The organism is Nonomuraea guangzhouensis (assembly GCF_019396345.1).
Taxonomy (GTDB): Bacteria; Actinomycetota; Actinomycetes; order Streptosporangiales; family Streptosporangiaceae; genus Nonomuraea; species Nonomuraea guangzhouensis.
The window spans coordinates 95,189-111,942 of sequence record NZ_JAHKRM010000026.1; the positions used below are offsets into that span (position 1 = coordinate 95,189).

The 16,754-nt window shown below is 70.7% G+C and carries 18 protein-coding genes; 11 read left to right on the plus strand and 7 right to left on the minus strand.

Features of this window, described 5'->3' with window-relative positions; all coding sequences use genetic code 11:
• Window positions 1–57 precede the first annotated feature (57 nt).
• Both KME78_RS43345 and KME78_RS43350 read right to left on the minus strand, forming a co-directional pair.
• The gene (locus KME78_RS43345) at window positions 58–684 is read right to left on the minus strand and encodes a LysE family translocator (RefSeq protein WP_219535439.1); all 627 of its coding nucleotides are present in this window, start codon (window positions 682–684) and stop codon (window positions 58–60) included.
• A gap of 46 nt (window positions 685–730) precedes the next feature.
• A complete protein-coding gene (locus tag KME78_RS43350; RefSeq protein ID WP_219535441.1) occupies window positions 731–1,591 on the minus strand; it encodes a LysR family transcriptional regulator in 861 nt (286 codons plus the stop codon).
• Window positions 1,592–1,690: 99 nt separating this feature from the next.
• On the opposite strand from KME78_RS43350, the gene KME78_RS43355 reads away from it, so the two are divergent.
• Window positions 1,691–2,212: a cysteine dioxygenase family protein gene (locus KME78_RS43355; RefSeq protein WP_219535443.1), complete on the plus strand. Its 522-nt coding sequence runs from the start codon at window positions 1,691–1,693 to the stop codon at window positions 2,210–2,212.
• Here KME78_RS43355 and KME78_RS43360 read toward each other — a convergent pair.
• Window positions 2,191–2,841, minus strand: a complete 651-nt coding sequence (locus tag KME78_RS43360; RefSeq protein WP_219535445.1) for an alpha/beta fold hydrolase — start codon at window positions 2,839–2,841, stop codon at window positions 2,191–2,193. The two genes, KME78_RS43355 and KME78_RS43360, sit on opposite strands and share 22 nt — an antisense overlap.
• 94 nt (window positions 2,842–2,935) lie before the next feature.
• On the opposite strand from KME78_RS43360, the gene KME78_RS43365 reads away from it, so the two are divergent.
• The 4 genes from KME78_RS43365 to KME78_RS43380 all read left to right on the plus strand — a co-directional run bounded on the left by KME78_RS43365 (window position 2,936) and on the right by KME78_RS43380 (window position 5,510).
• Window positions 2,936–3,445 (plus strand): pyridoxamine 5'-phosphate oxidase family protein, encoded by a 510-nt coding sequence (locus KME78_RS43365; protein WP_219535447.1) that lies wholly within the window; start codon window positions 2,936–2,938, stop codon window positions 3,443–3,445.
• 35 nt (window positions 3,446–3,480) lie between these two features.
• Window positions 3,481–4,023 carry a TetR/AcrR family transcriptional regulator gene (locus tag KME78_RS43370; RefSeq protein WP_219535449.1) on the plus strand — a complete coding sequence of 181 codons (543 nt, stop codon included), beginning with the start codon at window positions 3,481–3,483 and terminating at the stop codon, window positions 4,021–4,023.
• A 104-nt stretch (window positions 4,024–4,127) separates the two neighbouring features.
• Entirely contained in the window at window positions 4,128–4,844 is a 717-nt protein-coding gene (locus KME78_RS43375) for a sulfotransferase family protein (protein ID WP_246653196.1), read from the plus strand.
• Between the two features lie 69 nt (window positions 4,845–4,913).
• The gene (locus KME78_RS43380; protein ID WP_219535451.1) at window positions 4,914–5,510 is read left to right on the plus strand and encodes a TetR/AcrR family transcriptional regulator; all 597 of its coding nucleotides are present in this window, start codon (window positions 4,914–4,916) and stop codon (window positions 5,508–5,510) included.
• Here KME78_RS43380 and KME78_RS43385 read toward each other — a convergent pair.
• The 3 genes from KME78_RS43385 to KME78_RS43395 are packed head-to-tail and all read right to left on the minus strand — an operon-like array spanning window position 5,484 to window position 8,493.
• The gene (locus KME78_RS43385; protein WP_219535453.1) at window positions 5,484–6,101 is read right to left on the minus strand and encodes a hypothetical protein; all 618 of its coding nucleotides are present in this window, start codon (window positions 6,099–6,101) and stop codon (window positions 5,484–5,486) included. The two genes, KME78_RS43380 and KME78_RS43385, sit on opposite strands and share 27 nt — an antisense overlap.
• A gap of 56 nt (window positions 6,102–6,157) precedes the next feature.
• Window positions 6,158–7,465 carry a serine hydroxymethyltransferase gene (gene glyA, locus KME78_RS43390; protein ID WP_219535454.1) on the minus strand — a complete coding sequence of 436 codons (1,308 nt, stop codon included), beginning with the start codon at window positions 7,463–7,465 and terminating at the stop codon, window positions 6,158–6,160.
• Entirely contained in the window at window positions 7,462–8,493 is a 1,032-nt protein-coding gene (locus KME78_RS43395; RefSeq protein ID WP_219535456.1) for a dipeptidase, read from the minus strand. Before KME78_RS43395 ends, glyA begins: the two co-directional genes overlap by 4 nt.
• Before the next feature lie 142 nt (window positions 8,494–8,635).
• Here KME78_RS43395 and KME78_RS43400 point away from each other — a divergent pair, with 142 nt between their 5' ends.
• From KME78_RS43400 to KME78_RS43420, 5 genes are all read left to right on the plus strand, one after another.
• Window positions 8,636–9,901 (plus strand): alpha-hydroxy acid oxidase, encoded by a 1,266-nt coding sequence (locus KME78_RS43400; protein WP_219535458.1) that lies wholly within the window; start codon window positions 8,636–8,638, stop codon window positions 9,899–9,901.
• A complete protein-coding gene (locus KME78_RS43405) occupies window positions 9,894–11,411 on the plus strand; it encodes a gamma-glutamyltransferase (RefSeq protein WP_219535460.1) in 1,518 nt (505 codons plus the stop codon). Before KME78_RS43400 ends, KME78_RS43405 begins: the two co-directional genes overlap by 8 nt.
• A gap of 104 nt (window positions 11,412–11,515) precedes the next feature.
• Window positions 11,516–13,048: a gamma-glutamyltransferase gene (locus KME78_RS43410; protein ID WP_219535462.1), complete on the plus strand. Its 1,533-nt coding sequence runs from the start codon at window positions 11,516–11,518 to the stop codon at window positions 13,046–13,048.
• Window positions 13,049–13,078: 30 nt separating this feature from the next.
• Window positions 13,079–13,750: a pyridoxamine 5'-phosphate oxidase family protein gene (locus KME78_RS43415; protein ID WP_219535464.1), complete on the plus strand. Its 672-nt coding sequence runs from the start codon at window positions 13,079–13,081 to the stop codon at window positions 13,748–13,750.
• Window positions 13,751–13,764: 14 nt separating this feature from the next.
• On the plus strand, window positions 13,765–14,916 hold the full coding sequence (locus KME78_RS43420) for a dipeptidase (RefSeq protein ID WP_219535466.1): 1,152 nt from the start codon (window positions 13,765–13,767) through the stop codon (window positions 14,914–14,916).
• On the opposite strand, the gene KME78_RS43425 is transcribed toward KME78_RS43420, so the two are convergent.
• Complete coding sequence (locus tag KME78_RS43425) at window positions 14,913–15,773, minus strand: proline racemase family protein (protein ID WP_219535468.1); 861 nt, start codon at window positions 15,771–15,773, stop codon at window positions 14,913–14,915. The genes KME78_RS43420 and KME78_RS43425 overlap by 4 nt on opposite strands.
• A gap of 120 nt (window positions 15,774–15,893) precedes the next feature.
• On the opposite strand from KME78_RS43425, the gene proC reads away from it, so the two are divergent.
• Window positions 15,894–16,721 (plus strand): pyrroline-5-carboxylate reductase, encoded by an 828-nt coding sequence (proC, locus tag KME78_RS43430; protein ID WP_246653197.1) that lies wholly within the window; start codon window positions 15,894–15,896, stop codon window positions 16,719–16,721.
• Window positions 16,722–16,754: the final 33 nt, after the last annotated feature.

Consider the following 16,754-nt stretch of genomic DNA (forward strand, 5'->3'; position numbering starts at 1 on the left):
AGGGTGCCACCACTATCGCATCAGGGATCGCCCCCGGGCAGGAGATTGCCCCGCTTGCTAGGCCTTCTCGCCCGTGAGCAGGGCCGCCAGGCCGAGGTAGACGAGGCCGCTGCCGATGTCGAGGCGGCGCCGCGCCCGCGTGGAGCGGCGGACCCGGCCGGCCAGGGCCGAGGAGAGCAGGGCGTACGTGCCGTCGGTGGTCATGCCGAGCGCCATCCACAGCAGTCCGAGCACCAGGATCTGCGGCGCGATCGGACCCGCCGCCGGGTCCGTGAACTGCGGCAGGAACGCCAGGAAGAAGATGGCCGTCTTGGGGTTGAGCACGTTGACCACGAACCCCTCCCAGAACATCCGCCGCCTGGAGTGCACCTCCACCTCGGCGACCTCCTCGGCGGGAGCCCGGGTCATCAGCTTGCGCACCCCGAGCCAGACCAGGTAGGCGACGCCTCCGTACTTGATCACGGTGAACGCCGTGGCCGAGGCGGCCACCAGCGCGCTGATGCCCAGCGCCGCGGCGACCACGTGCACCACCGAGCCCGTGTGGACGCCGAGCACCGAGACCAGGCCGGCCGACCTGCCTTGCGCGACGCTCCTGGTGACGATGAACAGAACCGCGGGACCCGGCACCAGAAGGAGGGCGAGAGTGGCCGCGCAGAAGAGAGCGAGCGTCGCGAAATCCGGCATGTCGCTCATAGTAGGCGTACGACCCTCAGCGCGGTCAAAAGGTTTCCTAGACGCTCTCCAGCAGAGCGGACAGCAGCGCCTCGGTGGCCGGCGGGTGGGGCGGGTCGCCGTAGACCGCCGCGTACACATGCCTGGTCGACCCCGGGATCGCGGCCACCTCCACGTCCGGGTGCCGGTGCGCGGAGAGCGCCAGCCCGGGCAGCACGGTCAGCCCCATGCCCGCCGCCACCAGCGCCTGCACGGCCACGATGTCGTCGCTGGTGAAGGAGATGCGCGGCTCGAACCCGGCCTTGGCGCAGAGGTCGAGCAGATGGCTACGGCACCGGTCACAACCGGCGATCCAGGAATCACCGGCATGTGATCCCAGCTCCCCGGAAACGGTGGAAGACACCAGATAACTGGGGTCGTCGAGCAGGTGGATCATCTGGATCCCCGGGTCCTCGGGCGCGGTGTCGTCGTAACGGAATATCACCGCCACCTCCACCCGACCCGCCCGCAGCAGCCGGAGCGCCTCCGGCGGCTCGGTCTCCGTGAGCTGCAGCCGCAGCCCGGGATGCGACGTCTCCAGCTGGATGGCCGCCTTGGGGATGAACGTGCCCAGCGCGGACGGGAACGCCGCCAGCCGGGCCCGCCCCGAACGGAGCCCCACGTGCGCGGCGAGCTCGTCGGAGGTGGCGTCGAGGCGCCCGATGATGTCGGCCGCCCGCGAGGCGAGCAGCTTGCCGGCCTCCGTCAGCCGGATGCCGCGCCCCACGCGCTGCACGAGCTTGGCCCCGGTCTCGGCTTCGAGACGCGCCAGGTGGTGGCTGACCGACGGCTGCGAGTAGTGCAGCTCCTTGGCGGCGGCGGTGAGCGAGCCCTTGCGTGCGACGGCGACGAGCACGCGGAGCCGTACGACATCGAGCATTCATCAAGCATATCTATTGATGAGCCAGAAAACTTCTGTTGGACCTATGGATCTGGACGTAGCACCGTAGAAGGGGAGAGCGACTTTCGAGGAGGCGACATGGAAACGGTCCTGATCCGGCCAGGGCTCGACGCCCTCGTGTCGGACATCGGCGACATCACCGCCCGGGGTCTCGCCCCACGGGAGACCGCGTTCGCGGTGGCGGATCTGCTCCGGCCCCGGCTGTCCGGGCTCGACCTGCTGACGTCGGCGGAACGAGAGGGATCGCCCGATACGTACGTGTCCCAGGCGCTGTACGCGAGCGACGACTTCTCCGTCGTGGCGGTCGTGTGGCGGCCGGGCCAGTTCACGGTGATTCACGACCATGTGTCGTGGTGCGCGTTCGGGGTGATCAGCGGGATCGAGCACGAGACGCTCTACCGGGACATGGGGGATCACCTGCTGGAGATCGGGCGGGCCGCCAACCTGCCGGGCGAGGCGAGCGGGTTCGCGCCGCCCGGCGACATCCACAAGGTGATCAACGTGAGTGACGAGGTCGGGGTGTCGCTGCACGTGTACGGTGCCGACGTGAGCCGGCTCGGCAGCAGCGTGCGCCGGGTCTACGACCTGCCCGTCAGGTAGCCCTCCAGGCGATCCGCCAGCTCCTTCGGCCGGGCCAGCATGGGGGCGTGGCTGCCGTCCATCTCGTCGGGCGTGATGCCGAGCCGTGCCCGGACCACCTCGCGCATGAAATCGGGCTCGTGCCAGCGGTCGTCGCGGCAGAGCAGGAACCTCGTCGGCACGTCCGGCCACCTGTCCAGCGGCCACGGCTCCCGCATGGCCTTGTCGGTGTGCTCCCTGGACCGGGTCATCGCCTCGGCGGCGAGCTCGGCGGGCACGTCGTGCATGAACTGCCCGATCGGGTCGTCTATGTCGCGCTTGCCGAAGCCGGTGTTCGCCCACCAGTCGGCCGGACGCTCGCCGGGAGCCGGGATCATGGCGGTCAGCATTACCAGCAGGTCGGCCTTGACGCGGTCGCAGACGAGCGGGCCGATGAAGCCGCCCCAGGAATGGGCCACCACGACCAGGTCGCGGCGGTCGCCGATGGCCTCGACCACGGTCTCGGCGTACTCGCGCAGTCCCGCGGACTCGTCCTCCACAGGCAGGTCGACGGCCACCACGTCATGGCCCCTGCCACGCAGCTCGGCGTCGAGCAGGTGCCAGTCCCAGGCGCTGCCACCACCACCGTGGATCAGTACAAAGGTCGTCATGTCTGTATGGACCAATCGGCGACGGAGAACTCATCGATGAGTTTCCCGCACCCGGGAAGTCTGTATCCATGTACGCCATCAAGGAGAAGCGATCATGGAACCGATCACCGAACTGGACGCCAGATACAGCGCCGAGGGCGCCACCGCGACCGGGTGGGCCGAGGCACGCGAAACGCTGGAGCGGGCCGAGACGTTCTGGCTCGCCACCGTCCGCCCCGACGGCAGCCCGCACGTCACGACCCTGCTGGCCGTCTGGCACGACGGCGCGCTCTGCTTCTGCACCGGCGCGGGCGAGCAGAAGGCCCGCAACCTGGAGTCCAACCAGCGCTGCACGCTCACGACCGGCGCGAACTCTCTGGGGGAGGGCCTGGACGTGGTCGTGGAGGGGGTCGCGGAGCGGGTCACCGACTCCGGCCGGCTCAAGCGGCTCGCCGACGCCTACGAGCTCAAGTACGGCAGCGAATGGCGCTTCGAGGTGGGCGACGACGCCTTCCTGAACTCGCGCGGCGACCGGGTGCTGGTCTTCGCGGTGGCCCCGGCCAAGGCGTTCGGCTTCCGCAAGGGCCACTTCAGCCAGACCCGCTGGCGCTTCCAGCAGCACTGATCCTGCCGGCCCGCCCCACGGCTAGGCTGAGCCGTATGCCCGCACAGCGCCCCAGGCGGGCGGACGCGCGCCGCAACCACGACGCGGTGCTGGCCGCGGCCAGGAAACTGTTCGCCGAGCGCGGCGTGGACGCGCCGCTCGACGACGTCGCCCGCCTCGCCGGGGTCGGCAACGCCACCATGTACCGGCACTTTCCCACCCGCCAGGACCTGATCATCGCCGTGTACGCCGACGAGGTGACAGAGCTGTGCGAGGGGGGCGAGGCCCTGCTGGCAGCCGATTCGCCGGCCGACGCGCTGCACGAGTGGCTGGGCGCCTTCGTCGAGCACGTCGCGGGCAAGCGCGACCTGGCGCTGGCCCTCCCGAAAGACGGCTCCGCGCTGTTCGGCGAGTGGCACGAGAAGATGCTGGCCACCGCGTCGGCCCTGCTCATCAGGGCGCAGGACGCGGGCGAGGTCCGCGCCGACCTGACCGTCCGCGAGCTGATGACCCTCGCCAACGCGATCGCCCTGACCGGCACGGGCCAGTCCGCCCGGCTCCTCGACCTGCTCAGGTACGGAACGGTCGGCGAGCGCTGAACGGGCCGTAGCGGGAAAAACTGTACACTTGTTGAGATCTTCCAAATGCTCCTTTACTCTCGGCCAGAGGCGCGCGTCAGCCGCTGGAAACGGGAGGCACGGAAATGCTGAAAGTGATCGGCGCGGGATTCCCGCGTACCGGAACCAGCTCGATGAAGGCCGCGCTGGAGCGGCTCGGATTCGGCCCCTGCTATCACATGTACGAGGTCCTGACCCATCCCGAACACGTCGACCGGTGGGCGGCCGTCGCCGCCGGCGAGTCGGCGGACTGGGACCAGGTGTTCGAGGGCTACCAGTCGGCGCAGGACTGGCCGGCCAGTGGCTTCTGGCGCGAGCAGGCGGCGGCCTACCCCGACGCCAAGGTCATCCTGACCGTCCGCGACCCCCAGCGCTGGTACGTCAGCATGCAGAACCTCCTCGCCAACGGCCCCCGCCGGCTCCAGACCATGGACCCGTCGCAGCTGCCACCGGTCGCGGCCACGATCTTCGCCTCGATGCGGAGGATGGGCCCGGTGATGAGCAGGATCGGGCAGGACACCTTCGGCAAGGACTGGACCTTCGAAGGAGGCCTGCCCCCAGAGGAGATCGCCATCGAGGCCTACCACCGCCATGTGGCCACCGTCCAGGCGAGCCTGCCCGCCAGCCGGCTGCTGGTGTTCGACGTACGCGAGGGGTGGGCGCCGCTCTGCGAGTTCCTGGACGTCGAGGTCCCCGCCGATGAGCCGTTCCCGCATCTCAACGACTCCGAGTCGATGCAGCGCATGCTTGACGGGCTGATGGCCGGCGAAGGCGTCAACTCCCCCTTCGGCCAGAGCCACTAGGTCGATCGCCACCTCCCGCCTGGCCTCCCGCGCCCAGTACCATCGGAGGCCAGCAGGAGGTGGAGCTCGATGGCAACCGGTAAGACCGCCCCTGACCAGGTGTGCGAGCCCGAAAGCAAGGGCCGGCGCACCCGCCGCCGGATCCTGGAGGCCGCCCGCCGCAGTTTCGGCGAGCTCGGCTACGAACGCGCCACCATCCGCGCGATCGCGGCGGAGGCCGACGTCGACAAGTCCTCGGTCATCCAGTACTTCGGCACCAAGCAGCAACTGTTCCGCGAGTCCCTCGACTTCGGCATCGACATCGACTCGCTGACCACCGACGACCCGGGCCGCTCCGCCGAGAACTACCTGCGCGCCATGCTCGAACGCTGGGCCGCCGCCCCCGAAAGCCCGATGGCCGTACTCCTGCGCACCAGCATGACCAGCCAGGAAGCCGCCCAGATGCTGCGCGAGCACGTGACCTCGGCGGTGATCGACCGGATCGTGCCCGGGATCCACGGGCCCGACGCGCGCCTGCGGGCCGCGCTGACGGGCGCGGTGATGTTCGGCATCACCGTCCACCGCCACCTGATCCGGATGCCCGACCTGGCCGAGGCGGACCTCGACGACGTCCTCCGCCTGGCCGTACCCCTTATCCGCTCACTCCTCGACGCCGACACCGACTGACCCGGGAACACCAGCCAGGTGCGGCAGATCGGGCCGGTGCCGGCGGACCTGGTCGCCCATCGGGCCGTGCTCCCACAGCGGGTCGACGACGCCAAGGGGAATGCCCAGTTTCGCCAGCCCGGTGACCGGATCGACCGGCAGCCGATCCAGATGGGATATCAACCAGCCAGGGGCGTCGGGAGAAACCTCGTATTCACCCCAGCCGACGACGCCGACGCATTTCCTGGTTCCGGTCCGAATATGGGTTCCGTCGGCCCTGATGACCGTGCGAGGGCTCGGTACCCGGCTGTCCACGACATCGATGCCCTCAATGTGCCGCCAGGCCAGACGCACGCGTGATCCGTACGCGTCCTCCATCTCCACACCTTGAGCCGAGAAGCGTACGACCGTGTCAGCGGCCAGCTGCCGGTCCTTGGCCAACCGGACGCCCGTGGCGATCACCGCCATCGTCGCGACCAAGAACACCAGGGCGATTTGCGGCCCCGGGAGGGATTTGGCAACCAGGCATATAGGCATTAACAGGGCGAAAGGGCTGAGCAAACGAGCCATGGCCGAGAGAGAGAATCTGCGCACCATGCGAAACTCATCCATAACCCAAAACTGCGCCTATGTGACATAGGTGTCAATGCGCCCGCTGTCAGGGCAATCTATTCAGAGGTGAAGTGCACGCCGGCGAACTGCCCGCGCCAGGCGGTGACCTCGGCGGCGACGCTCTCCCCGTCCAGGGCGCGGGCGATGAAGGAGGCCAGCGCGGGCATGTCGGCCTCGCCCATGCCCAGCCGGACGATCTCCGGAGTGCCGAGGCGCAGCCCGTTCGCGTCCCCGGCGACGGGCGCGGCGGGCAGGCCGATGCCGCAGGCGAGCAGGTTGCCGGCGCGCAGCAGGCGGGCGGCGTGCTGCCCGCCCCCGTACGGGTGCGCGAGCACGGCGAACTGGTGCGAGCCGGTGGCGCCCCGGTCGGCGGCGAACACCGGCACGTCCAGCGCCCGCAGCTCGGCCGCCAGCCGGGTGGCGGCCGCGACCATCGCCTGGGCGTACGCCGTCCCGGCGACCTTCCAGTCGAGCATCGTGACGGCGAGCGCGGCGACCCGGCCGGGGTCGAAGTTCGCGGTCAGGCCGGGGTAGGCGATGGCACCGAGCCGCTGCGCCAGCTCGGCGTCGTTGGTGACGATCAGGCCGCCGGGCGGGCCGCCGAGGCTCTTGTACGTGCTCATCGTGATCAGATGCGCACCTTCATCAAGAGGGTTCGGCCACACGCGCCCGGCGAGCATGCCGCACATGTGGGCGGCGTCGCAGAGCACCCGCGCCCCGACCGAGTCCGCGATCTCGCGGATGGCGGCGATCGGGTGCGGGAACAGGTTGAGGCTCCCGCCGATGGTGATCAACGGAGGGCGGAGCCGTTCGGCCAGCTCGGCCAGGGCCGGGAGGTCCACGGTGTAGCCGTCCCCGGCGACCGGCGCGGGGACCGTGGTGAGCCCGTACAGGCCCGCGGCTCCTTCGGCATGGTGGGTGACGTGGCCGCCGATGCTCGCGGGCGGGGCGATGATCGTGTCGCCGGGGCGGCAGGTGGCCATGAACGCGTAGAGGTTGGCCAGGGCGCCGGACCCGACCCGTACCTCGGCGAAGCCCGCGCCGAAGACCTGCGCGGCCAGCTCCGCGGCGATGATCTCGATCCGCTCGATGGCCTCCAGGCCCATCTCGTACTTCTCGCCCGCGTACCCGAGCGAGGCGCGCGTGCCGAGGCCGGCCGACAGCAGCGCCTCGGCCTGGGGGTTCATGACATTGGTCGCGGGATTGAGGTTGACGCACTCGACGTTGTGGATGCGGTCGTTCCACCGCACCAGCCGGTCGATCTCGCCGAGCGTCTCGGTGGCGGTCTGACCGGCCAGGGCTTCGACTGTCTCCTGGACCAGGCGCTCGGTAGGCGCCGGAACCCACGGGCGCGGACGCGTCACGCCGGCACCCCCATGACCGCCCGGAGCACGCGCATCACGTTGCCGCCGAGCACCTTCCTGATGTCGCTCTCGCCGAACCCGCGTCTGACCATCACCTCAGTGATTTTAGGGAGGTCGGCGGGCCGTTCGATCTCGGCCGGGGTGAATCCGCCCTCGAAGCCCGGCACCAACTGCCAGCCGTCGAACGCCTTCTGGAAGTAGTCCTCGATGAAGTCGGGCCCGATGCCGACATGGTCGATCCCGGCGACCGCGACCATGTGCTCGATGTGGTCGACGACCCGCTCCGCGCTGGGGTTCTCCGAGTCGATGAACATCGGGATCGCGGCCGCCACGCTGATGACCCCGCCCAGCTCGGCGATGCCCTTCATCTGCTCGTCACCGAGGTTGCGATGGATGTCGGTGATCGCCAGGCAGGCCGAGTGGGTGGCGAGGAACGGCCGGGTGGCCAGCTTCAGCACGTCCTCGACGCCACCCAGCCCGAGGTGGCTGATGTCGAAGACGACGCCCAGGCGCTCCATCTCCTGGAACACCTCGATGCCCTGGGGCGTCAGGCGGCTGCGCGAGGTGTCGTCGAACCCGCTGCCGTCGGCGAGGAACGTGCGGCCGTAGTGCGCCATCGACACGACGCGGACGCCGACGCGCTCCATGGTCCGGATGAGGCGGGGATCCTGACCGATCGCGTGCGCGCCCTCCAGAGCGATGATCATGGCGATCTTGCCGGCGGCGAGGGCCGCGTCGACGTCCGCCGCGGTCAGGCAGATCGCGACGTCGTCCGCGTTCTCCACCGCCAGCTCGTGCATCCGCTCGATCAGCAGCAGCGTGCGCCGCAGGGCGCCCTCGCTCTGGAACTGCTCCTCGATGCAGATCGGCAGCACCTGTACGTTCACCCCGCCGGCGCGGAGCTGGGGCAGCCAGTACTCGGCGAAGTGCTGCCGCCGGTAGCGCTGGTCGTAGTGGTCGACCAGGAGGATCAGGTCGTTGTGCGTGTCGACGACGGTGGCGTTCTGGTGCAGGGCGCGCGCGTCCATGCGGGAGGCCTCCTCGGGTGACGGCTGGTTCGCGACCGAGACTAGGAAGGGCCGCGCCCCACTCGACATATGCAGGTGTCGCAGATCGGCGCCCGGATTTCCGACCAGCGTCCCGTCCGTGGAGCGGCGCGGCGGCGGCACAATGGCGCGACGTCGTCTCACGGAAGGCCGGGCCGAGGTGCCGAACCGACAGTTGCCGCGATGGTCCCAGCTCCGGCCCCTCCTGCGGCGCAGGCCGTTCGTCGCCGACCCTGTCGCGCGCCGGCTGGGCCGCGCCCACACCATCGCCGACCTACGGGCGCTGGCGCGCCGCCGGGTGCCGCGCTCGGTCTTCGACTACGTCGACGGCGCGGCCGAGAGCGAGATCAGTATCGGCCGGGCGCGGGAGGCCTACCGGGACGTCGAGTTCCACCCGCGCGTACTGCGCGACGTCAGCTCGGTGGACCCGTCGGTCGACGTCCTCGGCAGGCGGAGCGCCCTGCCCCTCATCCTCGCGCCGACCGGTTTCACCCGGTTGATGCACCACGAGGGCGAGACGGCCGTGGCGCGGGCCGCGGCGGCGGCGGGCATCCCGTACGCGCTGTCGACCATGGGCACCACCTCCGTCGAGAGCCTCGTGAAAGCCGTGCCCGGCGGCCGCGTCTGGTTCCAGCTCTACCTCTGGCGCGACCGCGAGGCCGGCAAACGGCTCATCGGGCAGGCGCTCGCGGCGGGCGTCGAAGCGCTGATCCTCACCGTGGACACGCCGGTCGGCGGCGCCCGGATGCGAGACGTGCGTAACGGGCTGACGATCCCGCCCACGCTGTCGCTCCGCACGCTCACCGGCATGGCGCTGCACCCGGGGTGGTGGGCCAACCTGCTGACGACCGGGCCGCTGGAGTTCGCCTCGATGACGTCCTGGAACGGGACGGTCGAGGAGCTCGTGCGGCAGATGTTCGACCCTGGGGTGGGGCCGGACGACCTGGCGTGGCTGCGGGACGAGTGGCCGGGCAAGCTGATCGTTAAAGGCGTGCAGAGCGTCGCGGACGCCGAGCTCGTCGTCGAGGCGGGCGCCGACGCCGTCGTCGTGTCCAACCACGGCGGCCGCCAGCTCGACCGGGCGCCCACCCCGCTCGACCTCCTGCGGCCGGTCGTGGACGCCGTCGGCGACCGTGCCGAGGTGATCATCGACACGGGCATCTCGACCGGCGCCGACCTCGTCGCCGCCCGGGCGCTGGGCGCGTCGGCCGGCATGGTGGGCCGCGCCTACCTGTACGGGCTGATGGCCGGCGGCGAACGAGGCGTGCGCAGGACCCTCGACATCCTGGGCCAGGAGGCCACCCGTACGCTGCGCCTCCTCGGCGTGCCCCGCATGCGGGACCTGACCACCGAACACCTTTCCCTGAGAACGAGGAGAACGCATGAGTGAGGTGCCGGCGCGTCCGTCGCGCCCGGATCCGGAGCACGTGGCGGCGACGGGTCGCAGGGGGATGATCTCGACTTCTCACCCGGCCGCGACGCGGGCGGGACTGGCCGCCCTCAGAGCGGGTGGCAGCGCGGTGGACGCCTATCTCGCCGCGGCGGCCGTGCAGACCGTGGTCGAGCCCACGATGACCACGCTGGCCGGTGGCCTGGTCGTCACCGTGTACGACCCCGCGACCGGCCAGAGCCGCGCGATGGCGGGTGTCGGCGCCCCACCGGCGGCCGAGGACGGTGATCTGGATGAGGCGGCCCGTTCGTCCGGTCGGACGGTGGTGACTCCTGGTTGGGTGCGTGGCGCGCATGCTGCTTGGCAGGAGTGGGGTCGGCTGGCCTGGTCGGAGCTGTTCACCGATGCGTTGCGGGCGGCTCGTGAGGGCTTTGTGGTTGATCAGTTGTTGTACGGCTGGGCGTTTGAGTACCGCACGGTCGCGGGTCGCTTCAAGGCGGGCCGGGAGGTGTGGTTCCCGGACGGCCGGATGTTCGGGGTGGGGGAGGTGCTGCGTCAGCCGGCGTTGGCACGCACGATCGAGCAGCTGGCCGAGCAGGGCCCGGGCTACTTCTACGAGGGTGATTTCGCCCGCCGCTATGTGGAGACCGCTCGCGCCGCGGGCGGCCGGATCACCCTCGACGACATGGCCGCCTGTTCGGCCATCGACCTCCCCCTGACCTCGCTGCCGGTGGCCGGCGGCTACGAACTGCACACCATCGGACCGCTCCACGCCCTCATGCTGAGCCTCGCCCACCTGGCGGGGCCGGACGACCGGCTCTACCGGATGATGCGCATCGTCGAGGAGTCCTGGCAGTACGGCCTGACCTCGATCCCGAGGGACCTGAACGAGGCGGCCGACGCGGTCTCTCCGGAGGCGGCGGAGAAGCTGCTCAGGCAGGTCATGGAGGGCCCACCGCGCCCGTTCGACGCCATGAACATGGGCACCAACGCCATCGTCGTGGCCGACGAGTCCGGCATGATCGCATACGGCACCCACTCCGCGAGCTCCACCGCCTTCGGCGTCGGCCTGATGGCCGAGGGCGTGATCGTGCCGCGCCCCATCACCCTGTACGCCACCCCCATGGTCCCCATCCCCGCAGGCTGGGCCACTTCCCTGCTGGCGCTGCGTGATGGCCGCCCGGTCTTCGCGGCCGCTTCACCGAGCATCTCGGCTCTGCAGAACGTCTTCCAGAACAGCGTGAACGTCCTTCAGCGCGGCATGAGCCCGGCGGAGTCCGTGCATCAGCCGATGTTCGGCGCGTCGCACTACCCGAGTCGACGTCCCATGGTCGAGGCGACCATCGGTGAGGAGGCGATCGCCGAAGTCGAGCGCAGAGGACTGGGCGTCACCCGGGTCTCCCCGTGGGAACCCGAGATGGGCAGCTGCCAGGCCATCGCCTTCACCGCCGACGGCCTCCTGCACGGCGTCGCCGACCCCCGCAGACTCGGCCGCGCGGCCGGTCACTGACGTCATGCGACAGGTGCAGAGTGCGCGGGCCAGGGATTACTACGCCTGTCGTTAGGACCGGCGCGCCCCCTGTAGAAGGCTGATGAGCGTGATCAGGAGAACGCATGAGTGAGGTGCCCGCGCGTCCGTCGCGCCCGGATCCGGAGCACGTGGCGGCGACGGGTCGCAGGGGGATGATCTCGACCTCTCACCCGGCCGCGACGCGGGCGGGAGTGGCGGCTTTGGAAGCCGGTGGCAGCGCGGTGGACGCCTATCTCGCCGCGGCGGCCGTGCAGACCGTGGTCGAGCCCACGATGACCACGCTGGCCGGCACGATGTTGATCTCCGTGTACGACCCCGCCACCGGTCAGAGCCGGTTCCTCAGCCACCTGGGCTCGCCGCCGGCGGCCGAGGACGGCGATCTGGATGAGGCGGCCCGTTCGTCCGGTCGGACGGTGGTGACTCCTGGCTGGGTGCGTGGCGCGCATGCAGCTTGGCAGAAGTGGGGTCGGCTGGCCTGGTCGGAGCTGTTCACTGACGCGTTGCGGGCGGCTCGTGAGGGCTTTGTAGTCGATCAGTTGCTGTGGGGCTGGGCGTTTGAGTACCGCACGGTCGCGGGCCGTTTTCAGGCGGGCCGGGAGGTGTGGTTCCCAGATGGGCGGATGTTCGGGGTGGGGGAGGTGCTGCGTCAGCCGGCGTTGGCGCGCACGATCGAGCAGCTGGCAGAGCAGGGGCCGGGCTACTTCTATGAGGGTGATTTCGCCCGCCGCTATGTGGAGACCGCTCGTGCCGCGGGTGGCCGGATCACCCTCGACGACATGGCCGCCGCCCACGTCCTGGACACACCTCTGGCCCCGCTGCCGGTGGCCGGCGGCTACGAGCTGCACACCAGCGGCTCCCTCTACGCGCTGATGCTGAGCCTCGCCCACCTGGCGGGGCCGGACGACCGGCTCTACCGGATGATGCGCATCGTCGAGGAGTCCTGGCACCACGGCCTGACCTGGAACGCCAGTGGCTTCCGCTTCGCCGCGTCCGGCGAGATGGCCGACCGCGTCTCGCCCGAGGCGGCGGAGAAGCTGATCGGCCAGGTGATCGACGGCCCGCCGCGTCCGTTCGACGCCATGAACATGGGCACCAACGCCATCGTCGCGGCCGACGAGTCCGGCATGATCGCTCACGGCACCCATTCGGCCACTTCCACCCCGTTCGGCGTCGGCTTGATGGTGGACGGGGTGATCGTGCCGCGCCCGATCTTCCTGTGCGCCGACCCGGTCGTGCCGATTCCCGTCGGCTGGTCCACCTCCCTGCTGGCGCTGCGTGATGGCCGCCCGGTCTTCGCGGCCGCTTCGCCGAGCATCTCGGCCTTGCAGAACGTCTTCCAGAACAGCGTGAACGTGCTTCAGCGCGGGATGAGCCCGGCGGAGTCCGTGCATCAGCCGATGTTCGGCGCGTCTCACTACCCGAGCCGGCGTCCCATGGTCGAGGCGACCATCGGTGAGGAGGTGATCGCCGAGGTCGAGCGCAGAGGACTGGGCGTCACCCGGGTCTCTCCGTGGGAGCCCGAGATGGGCAGCTGCCAGGCCATCGCCTTCACCGCCGACGGCCTCCTGCACGGCGTCGCCGACCCCCGCAGGCTCGGCCGCGCGGCCGGCCACTAGACCAGCACACTCTCGAGAGGAACCGACTCAGTGACCACACACACCAGCGGGCCCGCGACGGACCGGGTGCGGGTCCGCCGCCGCGCCGAGCGAGCATCCTACGACCAGGACCTGGTGCGGGAGATCCTCGACGAGGCGCTGCTGTGCCGCGTCGCGTTCGTCGACGACGGCCGGCCGTACGTGCTGCCGACGCTGCACACCCGCCAGGGCGACACGCTCTACTTCCACGGCTCCCAGCAGAACCGCATGCTCGACCGGATGCTGGGCGAGCCCATCTGCGTGGAGGCGACCGTCGTCGACTCGCTCGTGCTGGGCCGGTCGGTGTTCCAGAACTCGATGAACTACCGCTCGGTCGTCGTCCTCGGCACCGGGCACGAGATCGTCGACCGGGACGCCAAGCTGGCGGCGATGCTGGCCCTCGTGGACCGCCTCATGCCGGGCCGGGGACCGGAGCTGCGCCCGCTCACCGAGGCGGAGCTGGGCAGCACCCGGATCATCGCCGTCCCCCTGGACGAGTGCTCGGCGAAGGTCCGCACCGGGCCGCCCGTGGACCGGGAGGCCGACTACGACCTGCCGGTATGGGCGGGAGAGCTGCCGCTGCGGATCGTCCCCGGCACGCCCGTCCCGGAACCACATCTCACCCCCGGCATCGAGCCGCGGGACAACCTCGTGTCATGGGGAAGCGGACGCTCCGGCGTCTGAGGAAAGGACGGCCAATGCACCAGTACGGGGTCTTCGACTTCGGCCTCACCGAGGAGCAGGAGGCGCGGGCGGCCCGCCTGCACCGCGACAGCGTGATCATCGACCTGCTCTTCCAGGGGCCGTGCTCGCCCGACGTGTGGACCGACGAACTCGTCGCCGAGGTGGACGCGCTCGGCTCCGACGACCTGTTCACCGTGGCGTTCTTCCTCAAGGAACGGGCGATCGCCGGGCGCTTCCCCGCGTACAAGGAGCTGTTCGACGCCTCGGGCGTGACCACGGCGGCGACCGGCGGCTACGTCCTCAAGGACAAGGCGGCCGTGCTCGACGCCGCGCACCTGCTGGCCAGGGAGCTGGCGGCGTTCCCCTGGCTGCGCCGGGCCCACAGGGCGGACGACATCCGCGCCGCCCACGAGGCCGGCGAGCAGGCCGTCTGGGGGCTGGTGCAGACGAACATGCTGAGCCCGGGGAACCTGGACCTCATCGACGCGGCGCACGCGCTCGGGGTGCTCAACACCCTCGACTGCGCCTACAACACGATGAACCACATCGGCGCCGGTTGCACCGAGCGCTACGACCCGGGGCTGAGCCACTTCGGGCTGGAGTTCGTACGGCGGTGCAACGACGTCGGCGTCATCGTCGACACCGCGCACTCGGGCCGGCAGACCACGCTCGACGCCTGCGCCGCGTCCACCCGCCCGGTGATCGCCACGCACACGTCCGCGGCGGCGGTGTTCGGGCACGACCGCGCCAAGAGCGACGAGGAGCTGCGCGCCATCGCCGGCACGGGCGGCGTCATCGGCGTCTACGTGGTGCCGTTCTTCCTGGCGCCGCCCGACGCGGTGAACCCCACGATCGAGCTGTTCCTCGACCACGTCGACTACCTCAGCGACCTGGTCGGATGGGAGCACGTGGCGATCGGCACGGACTGGCCGTTGGCGCTGCCGTACCATGTGCAGGAGGCGACCTTCGCCGGCAAGCTGGGCGAGTTCGGGTTCCGGCCGGAGCACGGGATCGACAACGTGACACGCACCCTGGACGGCTTCCGCGACTACCGCGACATGATCAACATCACCCGCGGGCTCGTCGCCAGAGGCTACGCGGACAAGACCGTCCAGGGCATACTCGGCGAGAACTTCCTGCGCGTCTTCGAGGAGGTCAACGGCTAGGGGTCCACCCGGCCCCGCAGCATGACGTGCCCGGCGTCGGTCCAGGCCTCGAACGCGGGACCGAAGGGGCTGTGATGGCGCAGCACCGAGCCGGGGCCGACCTCGCCGTCCGCGAGTGCGACGACGAGCCGGGCACAGGTGCCCGTCCCGCACGGGCCCTGGTTGAGTATCGCGTTCCCCCAGATGACGGCCGATCGCGTCGCGCAGCCCGCCACCGGCTCGGTCAGCAGAAGCATGTCCGGTGGCTCGGCCCCTTTTCTGGACACGGCGGCGGCTATCTCCCCCAGCAACTCGTCGCCGCGCCTGGCCAGCCGCCCGGTCGCGGACAGGTCGAGCCCGGCGTCGGCGGCGGCGACGACGGCGAACGTGTTGCCGGCGACCGGCACGGTCCTGACCGCCAGCGGCAGGCCGTCGACCGTGACGGTATGGGCGGCGGGCGGCCCGGGGACGGGCGGCATCCGCAGGGTCACCGACCCCGACCCGCCGTCCGTCCCGTGGATCGGCCCGCTGGTGGTGTCGAACACCACGCTGGAGCCCGCGCCGGCCGACCGGGTCGCGCAGGCGAACATCGTGGCCTCGCCGCAGCCGCCGAGAGGCCCGTCGGCGGCGACGAACAGCAGCCCGTCGTCGGCGCCCGGCCGTGGCGGACGCGTCACCACGGCGACGATCGCCCCCGGATCGCCGTCCATGCGCTTGAAGAACTCGGCGCGCACCCATTCGAGCGCCCCGGCGAGTCCTTGACGGACACCGGCCATCGAATCCGCGCCGTGGACGATGGACGACGCGTCGAAACAGGCGACCGGCTGCCCGGAAGTCGAACCGCTCGCCAGGAACACCGGCTCAGAAGTACGTTTCACAGCGCTCATCGTGACCTCGGCCAGGCCGCCACATCGATCGACGGGAGCCGAGAATCGGCCGCCTCGCTTGCGACGTTCTGCTGATGCCGGGCACCGTGCCGGCCACGTAACGTGCCGGAAATGACCAAGCAGATGGCCAGGCATCGTCTGGCACTCATCGGTGGCGGGAACATGGGCTCCGCCCTCGTCGGCGGATTGCTCGCCGCCGGGTGGAAGCCCGCGGACATCGCCGTGGTGGAGCGGCTGCCCGGCCGGGCGGCGCAACTCGGCGGCCTGTTCCCCGGCGTCACGGTGTCCGGGGAGATGGTCCGGGCCGACGGCGTCGTGATCGCGGTCAAGCCTTACGACGTGGCCGCGGCCGCGAACCTCGTCGCCGCGGCCGGCGCGACACGCGTGCTGTCCATCGCGGCCGGGATCTCGCTGGCCACGTTGAGCACCGGTTTCGGGGACGGCGTCGCGGTCGTGCGCGGCATGCCCAACACGGCGGCGCTCGTCGGCAAGGGCGCGGCCGCCATCGCCGCCGGTCCGTCGTCCACCGAGGCCGACCTCGTCTGGGCCGAAGAGATCCTCGGCGCCGTGGGCACCGTGACACGGGTGACGGAGGCGCAGCTCGACGCGGTCACCGTGCTGTCCGGAAGCGGCCCGGCGTACCTGTCGCTGGTGACCGAGGCGCTGATCGACGCCGGCGTGCTCGCCGGGCTCCCGCGCGGGGTGAGTGAGGCCATGGTGGGCCAGGTGTTCATCGGGTACGCGGCGCTGTTCGTCGAGAGCGGGCGCGATCCGGTGGCGCTGCGCGCGGAGGTCACCTCGCCCGGCGGGGTCACCGCGGCCGCGCTGCGCGTGCTCGAGGGGCACGGCCTGCGCTCGGCCTTCCTGGAGGCGGTGATGGCGGGCACCGAGCGCAGCCGCGAGCTGGGTCAGACAGGTGTCGAAGTACGCGGCGCGTGACTTCACACCGCAACGGAAGCGCCGCCCGCGAAC